Annotated in this window: 12 protein-coding genes and 1 pseudogene; 1 reads left to right on the forward strand and 12 read right to left on the reverse strand. The window is 51.0% G+C overall.

The window, feature by feature from the left end; all coding sequences use genetic code 11:
* Positions 1-42 precede the first annotated feature (42 nt).
* Positions 43-876 carry a sensor histidine kinase gene (locus BVG16_RS31375; RefSeq protein ID WP_078503134.1) on the reverse strand — a complete coding sequence of 278 codons (834 nt, stop codon included), beginning with the start codon at positions 874-876 and terminating at the stop codon, positions 43-45.
* Between the two features lie 302 nt (positions 877-1178).
* Here BVG16_RS31375 and BVG16_RS31380 point away from each other — a divergent pair, with 302 nt between their 5' ends.
* Positions 1179-2753, forward strand: a complete 1575-nt coding sequence (locus BVG16_RS31380) for an FAD-dependent oxidoreductase (protein WP_078503135.1) — start codon at positions 1179-1181, stop codon at positions 2751-2753.
* Positions 2754-2974: 221 nt separating this feature from the next.
* Here BVG16_RS31380 and BVG16_RS31385 read toward each other — a convergent pair whose 3' ends face one another.
* The 11 genes and pseudogenes from BVG16_RS31385 to BVG16_RS31435 form a co-directional block, all read right to left on the reverse strand.
* Complete coding sequence (locus BVG16_RS31385; protein ID WP_078503136.1) at positions 2975-7645, reverse strand: S-layer homology domain-containing protein; 4671 nt, start codon at positions 7643-7645, stop codon at positions 2975-2977.
* 76 nt (positions 7646-7721) lie between these two features.
* On the reverse strand, positions 7722-9212 hold the full coding sequence (locus BVG16_RS31390; protein WP_078503137.1) for an extracellular solute-binding protein: 1491 nt from the start codon (positions 9210-9212) through the stop codon (positions 7722-7724).
* An 89-nt stretch (positions 9213-9301) separates the two neighbouring features.
* Positions 9302-10225 (reverse strand): carbohydrate ABC transporter permease, encoded by a 924-nt coding sequence (locus BVG16_RS31395; protein ID WP_144027551.1) that lies wholly within the window; start codon positions 10223-10225, stop codon positions 9302-9304.
* A gap of 14 nt (positions 10226-10239) precedes the next feature.
* The gene (locus BVG16_RS31400; RefSeq protein ID WP_078503138.1) at positions 10240-11199 is read right to left on the reverse strand and encodes an ABC transporter permease; all 960 of its coding nucleotides are present in this window, start codon (positions 11197-11199) and stop codon (positions 10240-10242) included.
* A 266-nt stretch (positions 11200-11465) separates the two neighbouring features.
* Positions 11466-13076 (reverse strand): response regulator transcription factor, encoded by a 1611-nt coding sequence (locus BVG16_RS31405; RefSeq protein WP_078503139.1) that lies wholly within the window; start codon positions 13074-13076, stop codon positions 11466-11468.
* Positions 13073-14956, reverse strand: coding sequence for a cache domain-containing sensor histidine kinase (locus BVG16_RS31410; RefSeq protein ID WP_144027552.1), 1884 nt, complete (start codon positions 14954-14956; stop codon positions 13073-13075). The genes BVG16_RS31405 and BVG16_RS31410 overlap by 4 nt, the downstream gene beginning before the upstream one ends.
* Positions 14943-16475 (reverse strand): extracellular solute-binding protein, encoded by a 1533-nt coding sequence (locus tag BVG16_RS31415; RefSeq protein ID WP_078503141.1) that lies wholly within the window; start codon positions 16473-16475, stop codon positions 14943-14945. The genes BVG16_RS31410 and BVG16_RS31415 overlap by 14 nt, the downstream gene beginning before the upstream one ends.
* A gap of 505 nt (positions 16476-16980) precedes the next feature.
* On the reverse strand, positions 16981-17289 hold the full coding sequence (locus tag BVG16_RS31420; RefSeq protein ID WP_078503142.1) for a hypothetical protein: 309 nt from the start codon (positions 17287-17289) through the stop codon (positions 16981-16983).
* A 365-nt stretch (positions 17290-17654) separates the two neighbouring features.
* Positions 17655-18069 (reverse strand): annotated as a pseudogene (locus BVG16_RS31425) (sigma-70 family RNA polymerase sigma factor); the annotation flags it as partial.
* Between the two features lie 53 nt (positions 18070-18122).
* Positions 18123-18731 (reverse strand): zeta toxin family protein, encoded by a 609-nt coding sequence (locus BVG16_RS31430; RefSeq protein WP_078503143.1) that lies wholly within the window; start codon positions 18729-18731, stop codon positions 18123-18125.
* Positions 18724-18903 carry a hypothetical protein gene (locus BVG16_RS31435; RefSeq protein ID WP_078503144.1) on the reverse strand — a complete coding sequence of 60 codons (180 nt, stop codon included), beginning with the start codon at positions 18901-18903 and terminating at the stop codon, positions 18724-18726. Before BVG16_RS31435 ends, BVG16_RS31430 begins: the two co-directional genes overlap by 8 nt.
* Positions 18904-19023: the final 120 nt, after the last annotated feature.

Below are 19023 nucleotides of genomic sequence, written 5' to 3' on the forward strand. Positions count from 1 at the left end.
CTTCCCTTGTGATTCACTTCACAACTCACCTCCTTTCTGATCCTACTTACTTTCTTTCGTTAACACGATATGGGTAAGATTGTTATCTCGAAATAGCTTCAATTCCCAGTTCATTTCTTCTGCTCTCTCTTTCATAATATTCAGACCGTAACGGTCTTTAAGTTGGAACGGATCCACTTCAAATCCTTTACCATTATCTTTTATCGTAACTCTCCAGTTATTTCTGTCCCCTTCACCTTGAACCCATCCTTTGGACGCATCTGCATGTTTTTCAATATTTAACACGGCTTCGCGAATGCAGGCTAGAAGCTCGATCTTTTCTTTTGGCGTTAACATTTCATCTTGAAGCTCCCAGCTTACATCGATATCAACATAAACTTCTTTGGCTATTTTCTGTACTTCAACATCGAGCGCCTCATTCAAATTCAACGTGTTTACGGATGTTGCATCGTACCTCAAATTAGAAATGGCTTGACGCACATAACGATTCACCTCATGAACTGTCTTTCGAATATTATAAATATCGTGATGTTGCGACTGCTGCTCTTTGTTCTTTTCCAATCGATCTATCTTTACGGATAGTAAAAAAAGTGATTGTGCAATCCCATCATGGAGTTCTTTGGCTAAGTTTTCTCTAGCTTCTAAAGCAGCTTTGGCTGTCCTTTCATGTTCTAATTCACGTCGAATTCGCTCTAACATGTGAAAAAGCTTATTTAATAATGTCACACTCACGACATAAACGATGAAAGGGGTAAGCCAATTCCCAACATCCATAGAAATATAAGGTAGTAAGAACTGGTGCCTAACATATTCCCATAGCCCTACGGTTATTGTGGGAATAAACAATATCATCCACTTTATTTGTTTGTACGTCATGTTGTTCACCTTTCTTCAGACTTGAATATCATTTTTCAATATTGTCAGTATAGCGATATTGTAGAAATTACAGTTGACTCGATAGGGCTATTTTTCGCATTAAATATTGAATAATTTGTGATCATTGTCATTTCATTCATAATAAAAGCGAGGTTTCTCCAACTCCGCATCAAATTACCATAAAAGGTCACCGCCGGACCGTACTGTTCCGCCGCTTTAGCTTTTACACTAGAGATGGCTGCCTTCCGGCTGCCATATTAGGCAAAGATAAAGAAAGTTGCAGTGAAAAGGAGGTTTTTCGGATGAGTAAAGAAATGCATGCTGATATCATAATTGTCGGAGGCGGAACCGGCGGTACGGCGGCGGCGCTTGCGGCGGCCAAATCCGGAAAAAGGGTCATTATGACCGAAGAAACCGGGTGGATTGGTGGTCAGCTGACCAGCCAGGCGGTGCCGCCCGATGAGCATCCATGGATCGAATCGTTCGGCTGCACAGCAAGCTATCGATCATTCAGGGAAGGAGTCCGCCAGTACTACAGAACCTTTTTTCCTTTAAAGGACGACGGGCGAGGAGCCGTTCCGCTGAACCCCGGCGGCGGTATCGTCAGCAGGCTTTGCCATGAGCCGCGCGCGGCGCTGGCCGTGCTGGAGCAAATGCTGGCGCCATACATCCACAGCGGACGATTGATTATTTTGCACCGGCATACATTGCTGAAGGTCGAAACGTCCGGCGACCGGATTGAGAGCGTCACCGTTCAATGCAGCGTAACCGGTGATTTGACCGAGCTCATCGCGCCTTTTTACCTGGACGCCACGGAATGTGGCGACCTTCTTCCCGCAGCCGGCATCGAATATGTGACAGGAGCGGAGTCTCAAAGCCAGACAGGCGAACCCCATGCCGTGGAAGGGGAGCCGCAGCCGATGGATATGCAGGGCTTCACCTGGTGTTATGCGCTGGATTATGCCGAAGATGAAGACCATACGATCGACAAACCGGAGCAGTATTCCTTTTGGCGCGACTACAAGCCGGCGTTTTGGCCGGATCGTCTGCTCAGCTTGACCGGTGTCAAGCCGTCGACGATGGAGCCTGTCTCTTACGAGCTGTTTCCCGGCTTCGGCAAATTTTCGCTGTACGAATACCGCCAAATTTTGAATCCCTCCTTGTTTCGGGGCGGGCTGTTCGGCAGCCCCGTCACGCTCGTGAACTGGCCGCAAAACGATTACTGGCTCGGACCGGTCATCGACGTAAGCGAAGAGGAACGAAATCGCCATTTCTATGGATCGAAGCAGCTGAGCCTCTCCCTGCTCTACTGGCTTCAGACTGAGGCTCCCCGTCCAGACGGGGGCCAGGGCTATCCCGGCCTGCGCCTCCGCCCGGATGTCGTCGGCACCGGTGACGGCCTGGCGATGTATCCGTACATACGCGAATCCAGACGGATTCATGCCGAATTTACGGTGCTTGAACAGCATGTAGCCGCCGAATGCCGTCCGGACGGACGTGCGGAAATGTTCCGCGATTCGGTGGGCATCGGATGCTACCGCATAGATCTGCATCCGAGCACCGGCGGCCAGCCTTACATCGACATCTCCTCGTTGCCCTTTCAAATTCCGCTCGGCAGCCTCATTCCGAAACGGGTCGTCAATATGCTTGCCGCCTGCAAAAATATCGGGGTCACCCATATCACGAACGGCTGCTACCGTCTCCATCCCGTGGAGTGGAATATCGGAGAAGCCGCAGGATACTGCGCGAGCTACTGCCTCGACCGCGGGCTTATTCCTTCCGCCGTGCGGAACGACGAAGCTGAGCTGGCCGATTTTCAGCGGCGGCTCAGCCAAGAGGGGATCGAGCTTGCGTGGCCGTCCATTCACGCGGTCTGAAAGGCTGCAAGGGAACTGGCGCTTTGAAGTATACCGGTAATCGGCTATCTGTTCTCGACGCCTGCGCTTTCCATACAAAGGCGGGTACATGCAGGATGACATCTCCCCAACGGTAAAAAGAGGCATTCCCGGGTCTGAAAAGACCGGCGGGAATGCCTCTTTAAGTTCGTGATTAAAATTGGATTTATGTCGGCAATAAGCGCCGGATGTAAGAGCTATTCTTATTCACGGCCGTTAATATATCCGACAAGCTGCAGCAAACGCTTCAGCACGACAGCCGATTCGGCCCGTGTCGAAGGGGCGTCCGGAGCGAAATGACCGGAGGAACGCCCTTGCATCAGCCCGGAGTGCACCGCCGCGGCGACGGCCGGCCCGGACCAGGAAGCGATGGCTTCGGCATCTTGAAACCGCTCCAGAATGGCCGGGAGTTCGCCTCCCGTTTCCAATCTGCCTCCCGTAAGCTCCACGGCACGCGCCAGCAGAAGACTCATCTGCTCCCGCGTAATGCTTTCGTCCGGACGGAACTCTCCGTTCCGGTAGCCGTCAATGAGCCCTGAAGCCGCGGCCGCCGTGACCGCTCCGGCAAACCAATCGTCCCCACTCACATCGCTGAACCCGGATTCTTTCGACGCCGTATCGTCCAGCCCGAGCGCCCGGACGAGCAGAGACGTAAACTCCGCCCGGGTCACCGGCCGGTTCGGAGCGAACGCTTCCCCGCTTTCTCCTTGGACCAATCCCTTGGAAGCAAGCTCTTCGATCTCCCAAGCAGCCCAGTGGCCCTTCAGATCCTGGAACCTCTTTTCCTTCTGCACAACCGCCAATATTCCACCGGCCTGCAATCTCAGCTTGGCAGGGCCTCCTTCTTTGGAACCTGACAAGACGGCCGGGATAAAGGCAAGCTGATCCTGTGTATACCTAAAGGCCCCGGTATGCCCAGGCCCATCCGTTCCGTTTACCGGCAGCGTCAGCACGGCATATCCTTGCTTGAAACGGGACAACTCTTCCGATTTCTGCCCTTTTCTCAGTGCAAAATTCACCTTGACGGAGGATAGCAGCTTTGCTCCGTCCTCCTTGGACAGCCGGGCCTTCAACGCTGACGCCTCGGCCTCGGCAAGCCTACCGATGGTGACCGTCAGCAGCTCGGCTTCCGGTTTCGCCGATAATTCCGCCTTCAAGGAAGCAAGCGGCAACTCCAGACGGCCAGATTGAGTCTCCAACACAAGCGTCCCGGATGATATTTTCTGCAGCGCCGTGTGCAATCCGCTGACCGGCAGGCTCAGCTCCACGGTGTCCCCAGCTTCTTTTACCCCATATATCAGCTCAGGCTTCTTCGCGCTTTCTTTTACTAACCGCTCCAGCTCCTGCAGCATCGGCTCAAGCTGGACATCGGCGCGGACAACAATGCGTCCATCCGTCCCGGTCTCTTTGGTCATCTTGATCCGTTCGGGAGCTGACGGCTTTCCGGGGTTCCCGGAGTTCCCGGAATTTCCGGGATTGCTCGGTCCACCGCCGTTGTCCCCGCCCGTCGTCCGGGTCATCTCGATCGTTTTGCTGTTGGTTTTCAGCCCATCCACATACACCTCGAACGTGACCGCATTAGCTCCCGGAGATAGCGGGATGACGGCGGAAAATTCCCCATTCGTCTTCACGTCGGCCTTCTGGCCGTTAAACCGTACCTCCACTTTGCCGGGACCGAGCACTTCCGCGCGCCCCTCGACCTTTACCCGGTTGTCCGCGATCTGCTTCCCTTCATCGTCCAGCAGCCCGCTGAGCACGGCCGAACGAACCTGATCTCCTTTATTGTACGCATTCGCCACAAGCTGGCGTTTGGTCCGCACGCCCGAAGGATCTATGGAGGAGATGACAAATCCTCCCAGCGGAATCACACTGTTATTCTCCTCCGGTGACCCCCAGTTCCACTGGATCGCCTGCTCCCGGTTAGCCACATGAGTCACTTCCCCGGAGGCGTTCACGACGACTTCCACGCCGAAGTGGTTCGTTCCCGTGGAATATCCGAAGGTGTCGGTCATCACGTTAATGTTGCCTTCTACCCGATTGACGTTATAAAAATCCCCTTCAAGGAAGCCGTCCGGGTTTCCGGGGAGGCTCATGCCCAGCTGATAGTCCTTGACCCAATCCTTGTCCTGAAGCGATGCCGTGATCACGGGCCAGTTCACCATCGAAGCGTCAAACAGCATCAGGCCGTTCGTGCTGCCAAGTCCGGCCTGGAACACTTCGCGCTGCACAGCCGGTTCCTGTACGTTATTCAAGGCGATGCCCGCGTACAGCGGAATTTCCCCGTTGGTCACGATATTGCCGAGGGTAATGTACTTTTTGACCTCGCTGCTCGTGGTCTGGTAGGCACCGATCATCAGATAATCCAAACTTTCAATGTAACCCGTATCGTAGTAGGCCGGCGTATAAACCGATTCATCCGGCATCCCGAGTCGAGGATCGAAACGGAAGTTTTTGCTGCCCCAGTTCACGCCGTTCAAATAATACGTCTCATACCAGGAGCCGACGTAAGAGGATACCTGAATGTTTCTTCCGGTGGAAGCTTCATAAGAATCGACGAGGCTTTTCACTTCCCCGAAAAAGCTTTGGATCGTAGCCGAGCGGAACTCCCACCAGTCCTGAATCAGCGGTCCATACACGCGAACCGACTGATCGTAGTAAAAAATGTCGTTCGGCCAGTTGACCAGTTGTTTGCCTCTCGCCTGAAGAAACTGCTCGAATTGGGCCCTCGTTTCGACGCTAAAATCGGCACCCTCGTTGTCATATCGTCCCCTGTCGTGGACGACGCCATCAACCTGATAGTTTTTGATGATTTCTTCAAATGTTTTGAGCTGGTACTGCCGGACTTCTTCGTTCGAAGGATTGACGAAGGCGACCAATCCCTGCTTGGCGCTTTCCCGGAGGCGCTTGATCTCCCCGTTGTTTTCGGCCAAATGAACCCGTTCCTCCCAGTCCAAATGATCGTTCAGGACAGCGAATTCCTGATAAGCGATGGACCCTTCCGCAAAATCATTGATCGCCGCATGAATTTTTAGACCCAGCGCGTGGCCGTGCGTAATGAATTCCTGCAGCAGGTCCAGATCGGGATTGCTTCCGGCTTTTTGCGGCGCCTTGATCTCGCTCACATAAGGACGTCCGGTCAAATCGTTCTTTTGGTAGGAGACAAAGCCCTCCACTCCCTTGACGTCCAGCACGATGGAAGTGACACCGGCTTGCTTCGCCTGCTCCAGAAACTCCCGCACTTGGTCGGTGGTTTGGAACCTTCTCGCGTTGGACGCCTGGTCCACCCACAAAATAACATCCTTCTGCGTTGAAAATCCGGGACGGTTGAATATCGCAAGACTCCTCGCATCCTGCTGCGCGCCGCGCTTCAAGACCTTAACGTCCACATAATTCGTTCCTGATTGGAGCGGAACCGAATAGGAGAAGGAGCCGTCGGGTGCAAATGGGATCTTCGCATCATTCACCGTAAGCTCGAAGGCTGACGGATCGTCGATATTTTCAATAACCCCCTTAATTTCCGTCTGGGGATCGGTAACCGTGTACATCGGCGGATTTTCAAGCTTCAGCCTGGCAATAAAGCCATTGCCGCTTCTCAAATCCATGACGGCGACGACCTCCCCGTTCTTGCGCAGCTTGATCATGTCGCCGGCTTTGAATTTTTCGGCCAGGAAGCGCTTGATGTCATTGCCCGTGTAGCTGTTGTCCTGGGCCATGAGCACATACCCGTCCTCCGGGATCGCCAGCTCGGTCGGGCCCGTCCAGACTGGAGGCTTTCCGCCCACGGACGGATTGACCACCTGAACGACCCGATTGTTTCCGTCTACCAGAACCGCCACGTTATACTTGGGCACAAGCAGCGAAGCACCAAAATCGCGGGTGTATAAGGCAATAATATTTTCGATACCGGTGACGTCTTTGTCGATAAAGTCCAGCTTTTTGCGCGGCCCCTTAATGCCGATCGTAATATCGGCCGGCGCGGCCTCCACCTCGATGTAATCCTCGGTTTGGCCCGCCGTATCGTACACGGCATTCAGGGTAACGGAAGCCTGCTCGGCTTCGCCCTCCCACAGCCGGACCGTCACCGTGTTCGGCCCCGGATGCAGGTAAACATCCAGCTTGAAGCTTCCGCTGGCCGTAAGGGGTGCCTCCTTGTCATTGACCGTAACGCGCATCGATTTGCCCTCCATGTAGTTTTTCACGTAGCCGGATACCTCCACCAGCGGGATGGTTACCGTCGTGTCTGGCGGGGTATTGAGCACAAGCTCGGGTTTCTCCACGGGTTCGGGCTCCGGATTCGGCTCGGGCTCCGGTGCCTGCGTCAGAAAATCCGCCGCCGTCACTTCGACGCCGCCGCGTTTCAGCTTGATCCGATCCCCAGCCTCATAATGCAGGAACAACGGCTTCCGGTATCCGGAATCGTCCCACGAGCCGTCGCCGGCAAGAACGATATAGCCGCCTTCCGGAATCATGACATGTTCCTCCGGATCCCATGCATTCGGCGGATCTCCATCGGGCCCGTGTTTTTTCTGCACCACGCCGGCGGCATCCACCACGAGGGCAACGTTCTGCTCCCGGATGAACACATCATTATCGTACACGTCATTCGTCACCCGGGCACCATGCGTGAACAAAGCCAGATAACCGGATTTTTGAGACAACGCCTCCTCCCCGGGGTTGATATCCGTCAGTTCCAGGATGGTACCTTCATCTTTGGAAACAAGGGTTACGGGATCGGTTGCGGCCGCAGGCGTATTTTCTCTGCCTCCCGTATCGAAAGCATCCGCAGCTGCCGCGGGCGCTCCCAAGGTTACCGAAGAGATTATCAGGACCAAACTCAGCAGAGCGGCCATACGTCTTCGGAAATTCAACTTCATAACATAACCACCTTTCACTGCATATTTTTAGGAAAAAAGCAGCCGCGAACGCAAGCTGCTTGTAAAACTTCCTTTTTTATTTTTTCGTCTGATACCACTCATTAGCGGCCTTCACCATATCGGCTCCGCCTTCCGCGCGCCATTGCTGCAGGAACGTATCGTAGTTTTCCAAAGGCTCAGCACCGCTGATGAATTTCAGCACATTATCATCGAGCAGCGTTTTGAGCTTCAGCGTATTTTTCGAAACGGCATCAATCGGAGGTGCAAGGGACATCGGGTCAATCACGATAATGCCCTCGGCATTTTTCTGGAACGTTTCAAAATAATTCTGAAGCACCGGATCCTTCCGGACACGGGCCTGCCAATAGATCGGGTACTTCTCCTCGTCAACGCCGGTGATGAACGCACTGGCATTGCCCAGATCTTCATTGAATTTAGGAAGAATAGGATAATATTTGCCGTCCTTCACCTCATGGTGAACGCCTTCTTGACCGATGGCTAGTCCTTTGAACGTCTCCGGTTCCAGCTTCGCGTTCAGGAAGTTCATCGCCTCTTCCTTGTTTTTGGAGGATTTCGGAATGGCAATGAACCAGCTGGTTTTCGTGTCTGCTCCGGTGACAGCTTTACCATCTTTCCCTTTCAAATAAGGGATGACCGTTACTTTGGCATCCGGAAAGCTCTGATTCAGCGCGGAAATCGTGCTGCCCGCGTTCCACCAGGCCAGCTTATAAACGGCTGCCTTGCCGGTTGCAAATTTCTCAATCGCTTTTTGCGCCGTGTTGATCGGCATTTCCGTATCCAGCAACCCTTCTTTATACAATTTGTTCATAAAGGCCAGGGTTTCTTTCATTTCCGGAAGCTCGGCCTTGTGCATCAGCTTGCCGTCAACCTCTTTCCAGTCGGTCAGCACGCCGAACGTCGCCGCGATATCGCCATAGATGGAGTCCTTGCTGCCGGTGAGCGGGATGATGTTTTTCTTTTCCTTAATCGTTTTCAGCACGTTATACAGCTCATCCGCCGTGGTCGGAATCGACAGGCCCAGCTCATCCAGCCAATCCTGGCGTACGACCAGCTCCTCGCCGACGCTCACGCCCGCCCCCGTTTCCGGAATGGCGTACTTCTTGCCGTCGATGGTCGCGCTGCCCCACGATTCCGGTTTGATCGCCTGATTGATGTAATTGCCGTGGGCGGCAAGCAGATCATCGATCGGCTCCAGCGCGCCCGCCGTCGCGAGATTGTAGAATTGCTCGGAATTCAGCTTCATCACATCAAAGCTTTCTTTGTTGGCCATGAGCAAATTCAGCTTTTCATTCCCATTTTCCGCCGGGAGCATTTCGTACTTGACGTTGTATCCCGTCTTCTCGTTAATGTACTGGCTTGTGTACTCCTTGGCCGGATCAAACAGCCCGTACTGCATGATCATGCGGATCTCCTTCTTGCTGTCTCCTCCCTTCGGCCCCTCTGAAGAGGCTCCTGACGACTCCGGCTTTGAAGCTCCCCCGCCGCAGCCGGACACCGCTAAACTCAGACCCAGAAACGCGGCAAGCATCGTTTTTCTTTTTCTCATGCGTTAACCTCCTTGGAATGGGATAACCGTTAAACCGAACCCTTGTTTAAGAGGGCATCACCGCCTTTATGGAATGATCTTTTCCCTCTTCAGCCCTTGACCGAGCCGACCAGCACGCCCTTGACGAAATATTTCTGCAGGAACGGATACACGAGCAGAATCGGGATGGTCGCGAGCAGAATGGACGACGCTTGAATCGATTGCGGGGTCCTGTTGATGGCCAGATCCACGTTATTTTTCAAAAAATCTCCGCTAGAAGAAACGATCAACTCCTTCAGGTACAATTGGAGCGGCTTAAGCTCCGGATCGGTAATGTAAATCATGGCGGCAAAATAATCGTTCCAGAAGGCAACCGCAAAAAACAGCGCGATCGTGGCGAGTACCGGTAGGGAAAGCGGAAGCATGATGTGAATCAAAATCCGAATATTTCCCGCGCCGTCCAGCTTACCTGATTCCTCCAACGAGTCCGGCAGCCCCTCGAAGTAATTTTTGATGATCAGCATATTGAAAACGTTTACCATTGCGGGTAAAAATAAAACCGGCAACGTGTTGACCAAATTCAGGTTGTGCATAAGTAGATACGTTGGAATCAAACCGCCGCTGAACAGCATCGTGAACACGAACATGAGCAGCAGCCATTTTCTCCCGCGCAGCCGGATCTTAGAAAGAGGATAGGCGGTCATCGTGGTCATGATCAAGCTAAGCCCCGTTCCGATCACGGTCAGCAGCACAGACGTTTTCAGGGAAGTCAGGAACAACGAGTCCTGCAGTACATATTTGTAGGTTTCAAATTGAATGCCGACCGGGAATAGCCCGACACGCCCAGACACCACCGCCTCCTCGCTGCTGAGGGATTTTGCCAATAAGTTAATAAAAGGAACCAGTGTCGTAATCCCGATCAGGATGAAAACGCAGTAATTGATTACGGTAAAAACTTTCTCTCCCATGGAAGGTTTGATGGAGTTAACCCCTGCACCCGCGGAAATGGTTTTTAAATCAAGATCCTGTCTCATCGTGCTCCCCTCCTTTACCAGATTCCCCGTTGCAGGTATTTTTTGCTGAGCGTGTTGCCGACAATGACCAGCGTGAACGAGATCACGGCTTCGAAGAGCCCTACAGCCGTCGTAAAGCTGTAATCCTGATTGCCAAGGCCCTGTCTGTATACATACGTGCCGATGACATCCGAAACTTTATATACCACCGGGTTGTACATGACCAGGATTTGCTCCGTTCCCGCTTCCAGAATGCTTCCCAGGCGCAGGATGAACATCAGAATGATGATTGGCGCGATGCCGGGAAGCGTAATATGCCACAGTTGCTTCCATTTGCCTGCCCCGTCGATTTTGGCCGCCTCGTATAGGGACGGGTCGACCATGCTAAAAGCGGCAAGGTACACGATCGTGCTCCATCCGGTTTCCTTCCATCCGGCCGAGGTGACCAATACGCTTCGGAATACGCTATTATCCAGAAAGAAAGCGACCGGCTCCAGGTTGAGCGATACCAACAGCTTGTTCACCAAACCGCCGTTCGTGGACAACAGATCGATGAACAGACCGCTTACGATGACCCAGGATAGAAAATGCGGCAGGTAAATGACGGTCTGTACCGAGCGCTTGATCATCATGTTTTTCATCTCGTTCAGCATCAGCGCCACGATGATCGGCAGCGGAAACAGGATGATGATTTTCAGCAGGCTGATGATGACGGTATTTTGGAATACCAGCGCAAAGTCCGGTGAGGTAAACAGCTTCTCAAAATGCTTCCATCCGACCCATGGGCTGTCCGCAAAACCGGTAAATATGTTGAAATCTTTAAACGCGATCGTGATGCCGTACATGGGTGTGTACTTGAACAGCAGAATAAACAGAATTCCCGGGACGAGCAGCAAGTACAAATCCCATTCCTTCCATATATCGCTCCACAGCGACGGAAAATATCCGCGGCGGTTCGGTCCGGGTACGGGCAGTTTCTTCGATCCTGGTTTCATGCAATTCCCCCCTCTGATGAATGAGAACCATAACTTCGATATCTAAAATTGTAATGCGAGGCTGAAAAGCCCGGTAGACGACAATCATTACTGTTTGTGGTAATTTGATGCTCCTTTGGCGATAAGCGTTTCTTCGAAAAATTTAAGAACAAAGAATATGCACAGCTTGTACTTTCTTAAATGCCAAAAAGGCATCGCTTCCGGTTTACGAACAACCGGAGGATACCTTAACTGCATCTTATTTGATTTTCCCCCATGAGCCTTCCTTACGGTTTAAACTCCCCCGGATTGACGCCCCAATACTTGCGGAACACCTTCGTAAAATAGCTGACATCACGGTAGCCCGTCTGCCTTGCGGCATCGTACACCTTTTGCCCGTCCTGCAGGATCCGCTTGGCTCTCTCCATTTTCTGCTCTAGCACGTAAGCCGAAAAAGCCATCCCCATCTCCTGCTTGAAAAGGCGGCTAAGATATGAGGAATTGACGTACAGCCGGTCGGCCACGGTATGAAGCGTAATATCCTGGTTGATTTCCTGCTCAATGATGCTCGCTATTTTTTGGACGATCTGATGGCTGTTGCTTTTCCGCTGTCCCTTCATATAATCCGTGATGCGACGAACGGCTCTTGCCAGCCACGATCGCGTCTGCGATTTCGTGTTCAGGAGATGGATGTTCTGCAAAAAAGCCCAGTCCTCGCCTATCACCTCCCGGATGCTCCAGCCCTGCTTGACCATGATCCGGATGAACAGGCTGTTCATGTACAGTACGCCCTCCTGAAACTGCTGCGATGTCCCGGTACTAGCGAATAGCTCCTGCCACAGGCCCTCCACGGCCTCGGTCGCTTTAGCCTCATCCGCCGTCTCCAGCGCAATCTCCAGCATTTTTTCCAGATGCTGCTGCACTGAGATTTCAGGACTGTCCCCCCTTTCTACTTCCCGGTAAGGAATGGCGATATCCGGCCCGTACACGACTCTTTCCTGAAGGGCTCTACAGGCTTCCGAATATAGCTGCGGCAGCTCCTCAATCCTTCCCGCCCTTCCGCAAATGCCGGCGCTCGCCGTCAGCTTCAAAATTTCCTTCGCATGGGAGAGCAGCTTGACGACGGACGCATTGATGTGCAGCATGAATTCCTTCGGATTTTGTTCGGGCTCCGCCCAAAACACAAGAAGTACGTCCGAACCCGGGTCCGTGCATACCCAGCAGGAGGACTGGGATAGCAATTCCCCGGCCAGGCACCGGATCGTAAACCGCAGCAGCTCACGGTCGTGCGGGCCGAACCTGACGTCATGTTCCGGAACGGGATCCAAATCTATGACGGCTGTGGCTAGCTGCGTATCCTTTTCCAAGCCCATATATAGCTCACTGCTCCGGTTCAGTATCTCCCGTTCGCCGTATTTGCCGCTCACCCAATTCAGAATGAAGTAGTTCTGAAGGCTCGGCACATGGTCCCTCCACTTCCTTTCAAGCTCCGCCTTCACTTTCCACTGCTCCAAATCCTCCCGGAGCCCGTCACGTGCGTCAAGCACCGCCTTCAGGATGACCTCTTCCCCGGCAGGCTTTAACAAATATCGGGACACCCCATGCTCCATCGCCTGCTGGGCAAAATCGAAATTGTCATGGCCGCTTAAAATAATCATCTTCATAAACCGCTTTCCGCCCTGCTTTTCCTTCAGCCGGGCAATCAGGGTCAAGCCGTCCATTTCCGGCATCTGAACGTCGATCAGCATCAAATCCGGCATTTTGCGTTCCGCTAACTGAAGCGCCTCTACCCCGTTCGCCGCGAGTCCAACCACCTCAATCCCATGGTCTTCCCAGGGGATATTGTACGCCAGCGAATTTCGAAGCCTGGGCTCGTCTTCCACAATAATTAAATTCAAAATTCCCGTCCTCCTTCATATGGGTCATATGCGCGACCTCGATCTTGGATCTCCGGTCTCTGCCGCGGAACAAGCACCGCATCCGGTTCCATGCTGCCGCTGCCTGCCGGATTCACGGGGATTCGAATCGCAACAACCGTGCCGGTCCCGGACGTACTCTCGATCGTCAAATCAGCCTCTTCCCCGTAATACAGCCTCATTCGTGTGAAGACATTCCGCAGGCCGAACAAATCCTTGATGTTCTCCTCGTCCTGCGACAGGGACGGAAAGCTCCGGGACCTCATCCGACCGAGCTCGCTCCGGATATATGACAGACGCTCCTCCCCGATCTCTGGGCCGTTGTTCTGCACACTGATCACCACCGTGCTCTGTTCAATCCGACTAGACACGATGAGCCTTCCTCCGCTCTCCTTCCCCTCCAGCCCGTGCAAAATCGCGTTTTCCACGAGCGGCTGAAGCAGCAGCTTCAGGACCCTAAGTGCTTTCGTTTCGTCGGAAATCCGATACTCCACTTCAAAGCTGTCCAGAAAACGCAGCTGCTGGATCCGAATATAATAGTGCAGGTGGTTAATGCTCTCTTCAACGGTAAATACCTGCCTTCCCTTATCCAGGCTGAGACGGAAAAACTTCGACAGGTTCATTACCATCTCGCTGATCTCGTCCTCCTCATAATTTTTGGCTGCCCAGTAGATGGAATCCAGCGTGTTATACAAGAAATGCGGATTGATTTGGGATTGCAAAAATTTCAGTTCCGTTGTCGTGAGCCTGAGCTGCTGCTCGTAATGGTCCTCAATCAAATGCTTTTGCACGGATACCATTCGATTAAAGGACTGGATCAGGAAGCCGAACTCATCCTTCCTTCGGGTCTCCACGTGGACGTTCATTTCGCCGCTGCTCAGGCACCTCATCCCGCGCGAAAGCTTGAGCACCGGGGAAGCGATTCCGCTGTACACGACCCAAGAGATAATAAAAGCAAGCAGGATGCTGATCCCGATAATCGTAAAAGTGAACAGCCGGAGTTGATCGGTCTCCCGGTAGAGCTCGCTTTTCGGCTGAACGAGCACGAGCCGCCAGGAGGAATATTCGGAGTCCATCGAAACCTCCATATCCTTGGAAGAGGGAGCTCCGCTTGCAGCGGCCTTTCCCGTTTCGACGATGACTTCCCCTCTTTCATTAAACAGAGATACCCGGCTGTTCTCCGACGGAAGCAGCGTCTTCAGAATGTTTAGCAGCTTGCTCCGGTTAAAGGTAACCACGAGCAAATTGGACTGACGGTCCATATTGTATAGATCCATGGAACGGATCAAGGAAACGCTGTCCGTTCCCGTCAGCTTGCCGAACGTCCGGGCGTCCGATACCGGATAATCGGCCATGACGTACGAAATCCCTGTCCCGTTATTCCGGGCCGATTCCACCAGCCATTCCTGTTCAGGCTCAGATGCCAGCTTACGCCCACCGAAATGGGTCGAGATGAACATATGCGTGGCTTGGTGGTACACCGAAATTTGCGATACAAACCGGTTGACCGAGACCGAGTTCGACAGCTGCTGAAGCACGTTGGAAAAATCAACGATAGATCTTGGCGAGAAATCTGCTCCGTTTTTGTTCAGAAGCTCATTCAGGTTCGGATCCGCCGCGATCAGCGTGGAGATCTCCTCCACATTTTGCAGCGCCAGATCAAAGTGGTTCATCGCCGAAGACAGAGCTACCTCCGTTCTTTTCACAGCCTGCTCGTATAAAATGTCCCTTGACCGTTCTACCGCAAACAGGCTGATGATGACGAGCGGCAGGAGAATGAGCAGAAAATAGCCGGTCAGCCTGGTCTGGATGTTACTGGCAAAGCGGTCTGCCACCCTGCGATATACGTTATTCACCCTCATTCCCCCTGACGATTTGCCGCTCACTGCTCTCAAACCACAGATTCACCTCTCTCGTCATTTCATCGCCGCCTTCCCGCTTCCACTGCTCCACATAACGGTCAAACGACTCGATCGGCTCAATCCCTAAAATGATATTCGTAAAAATGCCTTGAAGCTCACTCAGCTTTTTGTCGTACTTGCTCATGGCCGGCGTGGGAATGCCGTAGAACTCGTTGTTGATCACGTTTTGGCGAATCATCTCCAGATTGTCGTATAAATGAAAATCCCCCAAGGAATCCAGCCGTTCCTTGGACAGAACAGGGTCCGGCACATCCACCAGCGATTGATAAATGCCCCTGTACAGTTGCTCGTCGTGTTTCCGGAAATCCGTCACCATCCTGCCGTTCTCCCATTTCCATATTTCGTTCTCAAAGCCAAGCTTTAAGTTTTTATAATCGCTCGCGATAAAATCAAGGAACTGAATGACCTCCTTCGCGCTCAGAGAGCTGGCCGGGATCACATTATAACCGCGGATCATATCTGTTTCGTATACTCCCTTTTGTCCGTCGGGTCCGGTGGGATACGGAAGAGCGATCCATTTGGCCTTCGGCTCCTTCTGTTTGTTGGCCGCAATGGGGCCGCGGGTGTCATACCAGGTGGCCGAGAAAAGCCCAACTTTGCCATCCCGGATTTTTTCGAAAAGGTTTTTTTGCAAATTCAGCGGAAACTCGCGGTCCAGCAAGCCTTCCTCATACAAGCCGGCCAGGTAGGCCAGCGCTTTTTTCGTTTCCGGCAAAATGCTGCCGTTCACCAGCTTTCCGTCCCGTTCAAACCACGTATCGAGCTGCGTTCCGAAAGCGCCGAAAAACGGGGACGACCGTCCAAGATCAATCATCAAGGCCAGACCGATCGTATCATCAACGCCGTTGCCGTCGGGGTCGTCCTGTGTAAACGCGCGAATGACTTCATGGTATTCCTCCAGCGTCTCGGGCGGCTGCAGTCCGAGACGCTCAAGCCAGTCTTTTCTGGCGTACATCAGTTCAACGCCGCTAACCTCGTTCAGGCTGGGTACGGCGTATATTTTTCCGCCATACCTTACTCGGTCCCACGCCTCAGCCGGTATTTTTTCTTTCAAATGGGGCCCGTACTGATCAATGAGATCATCCAGTGGCTGAAAAGCTCCCTGCTTCGCATAGTTGCCAAACCAAACCGCCTCGTACGCATGGAGCATATCGGGCAATTTCCCGGAGGACATGATCACGTCGAGCTTCTCGTTGTACACTTCCGTAGGAGGCGTAGTAATCTGGATATCCAGTCCCGTTTGCTCCTCAATATAGTTCAGGTAGCGGTTGTCGTTTTCGTCCATTCCGGCAGGAAACGTCATCCCCAGATTAGAAATGACAATGCCGATGGACTTGGCCGCTCCTGCTCCTTTGTGCTGCTCCTCCCTGTTCTTCTCACTGGCCGGAACATCACATCCCGCACTAAATAAGAAAACGGTTACAAAAAGGGTCGAAACGAATCGTAATTTGCTCCTCATGCTCTCTAATACCTCCCTTGCTGCTAAAAATCTTCATACTATAATTAGAACCGAGAGTCCCCTTATCACGGTATCTAGCAATATGGTGGTGATGTCTATTTCAACAGTATTATCTAATAAGTAACAATATGTTTCAAGATATTCCCTGATTTTCATATTACAAGGAGCCCCTCTTCAGGGCCTATTTCTCGACCTAAAATGATAATAACACTAAAATACTTTCAAAATTTTTCCTCCTTATGAGTAAATCGTTTGCGGTTAAATACGTCTTTTGTCGAGAGTTAAAACTTTCGACGCTTATACTTTCATTTTAAAGTTCTTTTCAACGGTTGGTGTCGCGATGTGGACTGGAATATCGACGGAGGTCTAGGTACGAGGGCACTGAAAAAGTCGATAAAAAAACAGGATACTTTTCCTCGATTTTTTCGAGGAACGGTATCCTGTTGGGTTGTATAGCGGTATTCCATCGCTCATTTAAATTAGGTATCTTTCATATATTGAAAAATTACCCTTCCAGCACATCCGCCCCTAGTTCAGTCGCAATCTCAATCATCTTGGGGATTACTGCTTCATTCGTGCCGGATACGTAAATATCACCTTGATAATGCCGGAATGGGATCTTCGTATCGCCATAGCTCCACATGAAAAAATCTCCCTCAATGGACATGCTGGTAGAGCCTGTCACCGTAAACACTGATGTATAGGAAAAATCAGGTTTGGACATAAAATACTGTTTGCACTCTTCCAAAGTTATGGTTTGCGATGAATTGTCATTTTCCTGAAATGCTCTAGTAATTCGGTAGCGTTGACTCATTTAGATGCCTCCATTTTGTTTCATTAAGCCATACTAATTTCTCGGTAGCAAAAGAACACCTGTATTATTATACTTCCAGTCTGCCCCTGAGGGAAATATTCTTTTATTCGGGGAAACACTACATATCCCTATTTCTCAACTTAAACATCCCATACTGCAGCAATGGCTTGCGCATACCATCGGGATAAAAAATCATTCGGATGATTGATATGATTCCCCGTCATATCAACAAATCTTTTCTGCTGTAGCAGTTGGGCGTGCAATGCCGTGAGATCGACGAATACACATCCTTCACCCGACAATTGTTCGAGTACGGCGGCGTATTCCTCCTGGTTCCCTGCGAAGAAAGTTTCAGGATTGGCCAACCGTTGCGTACGCAGCTCTTCCCCACCTACTTCAAGTCCGAAGCGACCTATGACAACCTCTTTTTCCCGATCATCCAATATCTCCAGGTTATGATAAAATCTTGCTCTTCTCGATCTTCAATTGTACCTTCTCGACAATATCATCCGCTTCAGACCCGAGGATATCAATCTGCGTGATTTCATTTCCTTCCTTATCTGTCCCGATCGGATCATGCAAGGAGACATCCTTACGGGTTTTCTTCAGACTGCGAAGGTGCATAAGTATTTCGTTCTCAATACATCTTGCCGCGAATGTCGCTAATTTCGTACCTTTGTTTGGCTGGAAGCTCTCAATGGCCTTGATCAACCCGATGGTGCCAATCGAGATGAGGTCTTTAAGATCTTCGCCGGTATTATCGAATTTTTTGACGATATGAACACGATGCGATGTCAAAAAAATAAACTAACTTCAATCATGCATGAGTTAGTTTACTCTTTTAGGTGGTTATTCCTCAATAATAAGGATCTTTCAATAACTTGCGCCCACTCAGGTAATTCATCAACATAATACTTTATTGCACTCGTATCAGCTTCAATAATAATTTCACCATCAGCTTTACTATTATCTATGACGACTAAATGATCGATAAAGAATAAATTTGACAGAAGGTTTTTCATACTCGTAACATCACGTCGAATGATATCTTCCGTATCGATATGATGACCACCATTCTTCACACGCGTAGCAACACGTTCAATATTAAGTTGAACATCCCCTAGTCCTACGTAGAACATGATGATCTCAAAGCCATGACTCTTAGCTTCTTGCATCTGACGGATTGCGTTTCCACCTGCTAAAGTTGTTTCGACGGTAAAGTCCCACTTATTACGAATACATTCTCTAACTAATCTTATTGCTTCTTTGCCTGCAGATACTTTTCGCTTTTCAGGATTCATATTGTCAATTTTGCGTGCTAGTGCATCAGGATCAATATTGATGCTTACGCCAAGTTTATCAACAATTAAGTTTCGAATTGTACTCTTACCACTTCCATTGTTGCCAGCAAAAACAAACATTGTAGCATTCACATCACTCATGATGTAGCTCCTGCTCACTCATTCGCACAATCTCACCCGTAGCATATTCTCTAACTATATGACCATCAGTAGTTTTATACACAATATATGTTCCATTTACTTTCGCATCTAATTTTGCACGATCGCCCGTTAATCGGATTAGTTTAGATAAATCCTGCGTACGATTCATCATTTATGTCACCGCCTTGATTCAACTTGTAGTTTGAGTATAGCATATAAAAAAGCGTAATTAATAATTACTCTACTGACTAATTTCTTAATGCAACACGAAAACCTAGAAATGAGGGCCCTC

It is taken from the genome of Paenibacillus selenitireducens (genome assembly GCF_002021565.1).
Taxonomy (GTDB): domain Bacteria; phylum Bacillota; class Bacilli; order Paenibacillales; family Paenibacillaceae; genus Paenibacillus_K; species Paenibacillus_K selenitireducens.

What these genes read in the sequence shown, in the direction of transcription:
- BVG16_RS31415 (WP_078503141.1), bottom strand. Translation starts at nt 16,475, where the DNA reads ATGAGGAGCAAATTACGATTCGTTTCGACCCTTTTTGTAACCGTTTTC.
- BVG16_RS31390 (WP_078503137.1), bottom strand. Translation starts at nt 9,212, where the DNA reads ATGAGAAAAAGAAAAACGATGCTTGCCGCGTTTCTGGGTCTGAGTTTA.
- BVG16_RS31395 (WP_144027551.1), bottom strand. Translation starts at nt 10,225, where the DNA reads ATGAGACAGGATCTTGATTTAAAAACCATTTCCGCGGGTGCAGGGGTT.
- BVG16_RS31385 (WP_078503136.1), bottom strand. Translation starts at nt 7,645, where the DNA reads ATGAAGTTGAATTTCCGAAGACGTATGGCCGCTCTGCTGAGTTTGGTC.
- BVG16_RS31435 (WP_078503144.1), bottom strand. Translation starts at nt 18,903, where the DNA reads ATGATGAATCGTACGCAGGATTTATCTAAACTAATCCGATTAACGGGC.
- BVG16_RS31380 (WP_078503135.1), top strand. Translation starts at nt 1,179, where the DNA reads ATGAGTAAAGAAATGCATGCTGATATCATAATTGTCGGAGGCGGAACC.
- BVG16_RS31375 (WP_078503134.1), bottom strand. Translation starts at nt 876, where the DNA reads ATGACGTACAAACAAATAAAGTGGATGATATTGTTTATTCCCACAATA.
- BVG16_RS31400 (WP_078503138.1), bottom strand. Translation starts at nt 11,199, where the DNA reads ATGAAACCAGGATCGAAGAAACTGCCCGTACCCGGACCGAACCGCCGC.
- BVG16_RS31410 (WP_144027552.1), bottom strand. Translation starts at nt 14,956, where the DNA reads ATGAGGGTGAATAACGTATATCGCAGGGTGGCAGACCGCTTTGCCAGT.
- BVG16_RS31430 (WP_078503143.1), bottom strand. Translation starts at nt 18,731, where the DNA reads ATGAGTGATGTGAATGCTACAATGTTTGTTTTTGCTGGCAACAATGGA.
- BVG16_RS31420 (WP_078503142.1), bottom strand. Translation starts at nt 17,289, where the DNA reads ATGAGTCAACGCTACCGAATTACTAGAGCATTTCAGGAAAATGACAAT.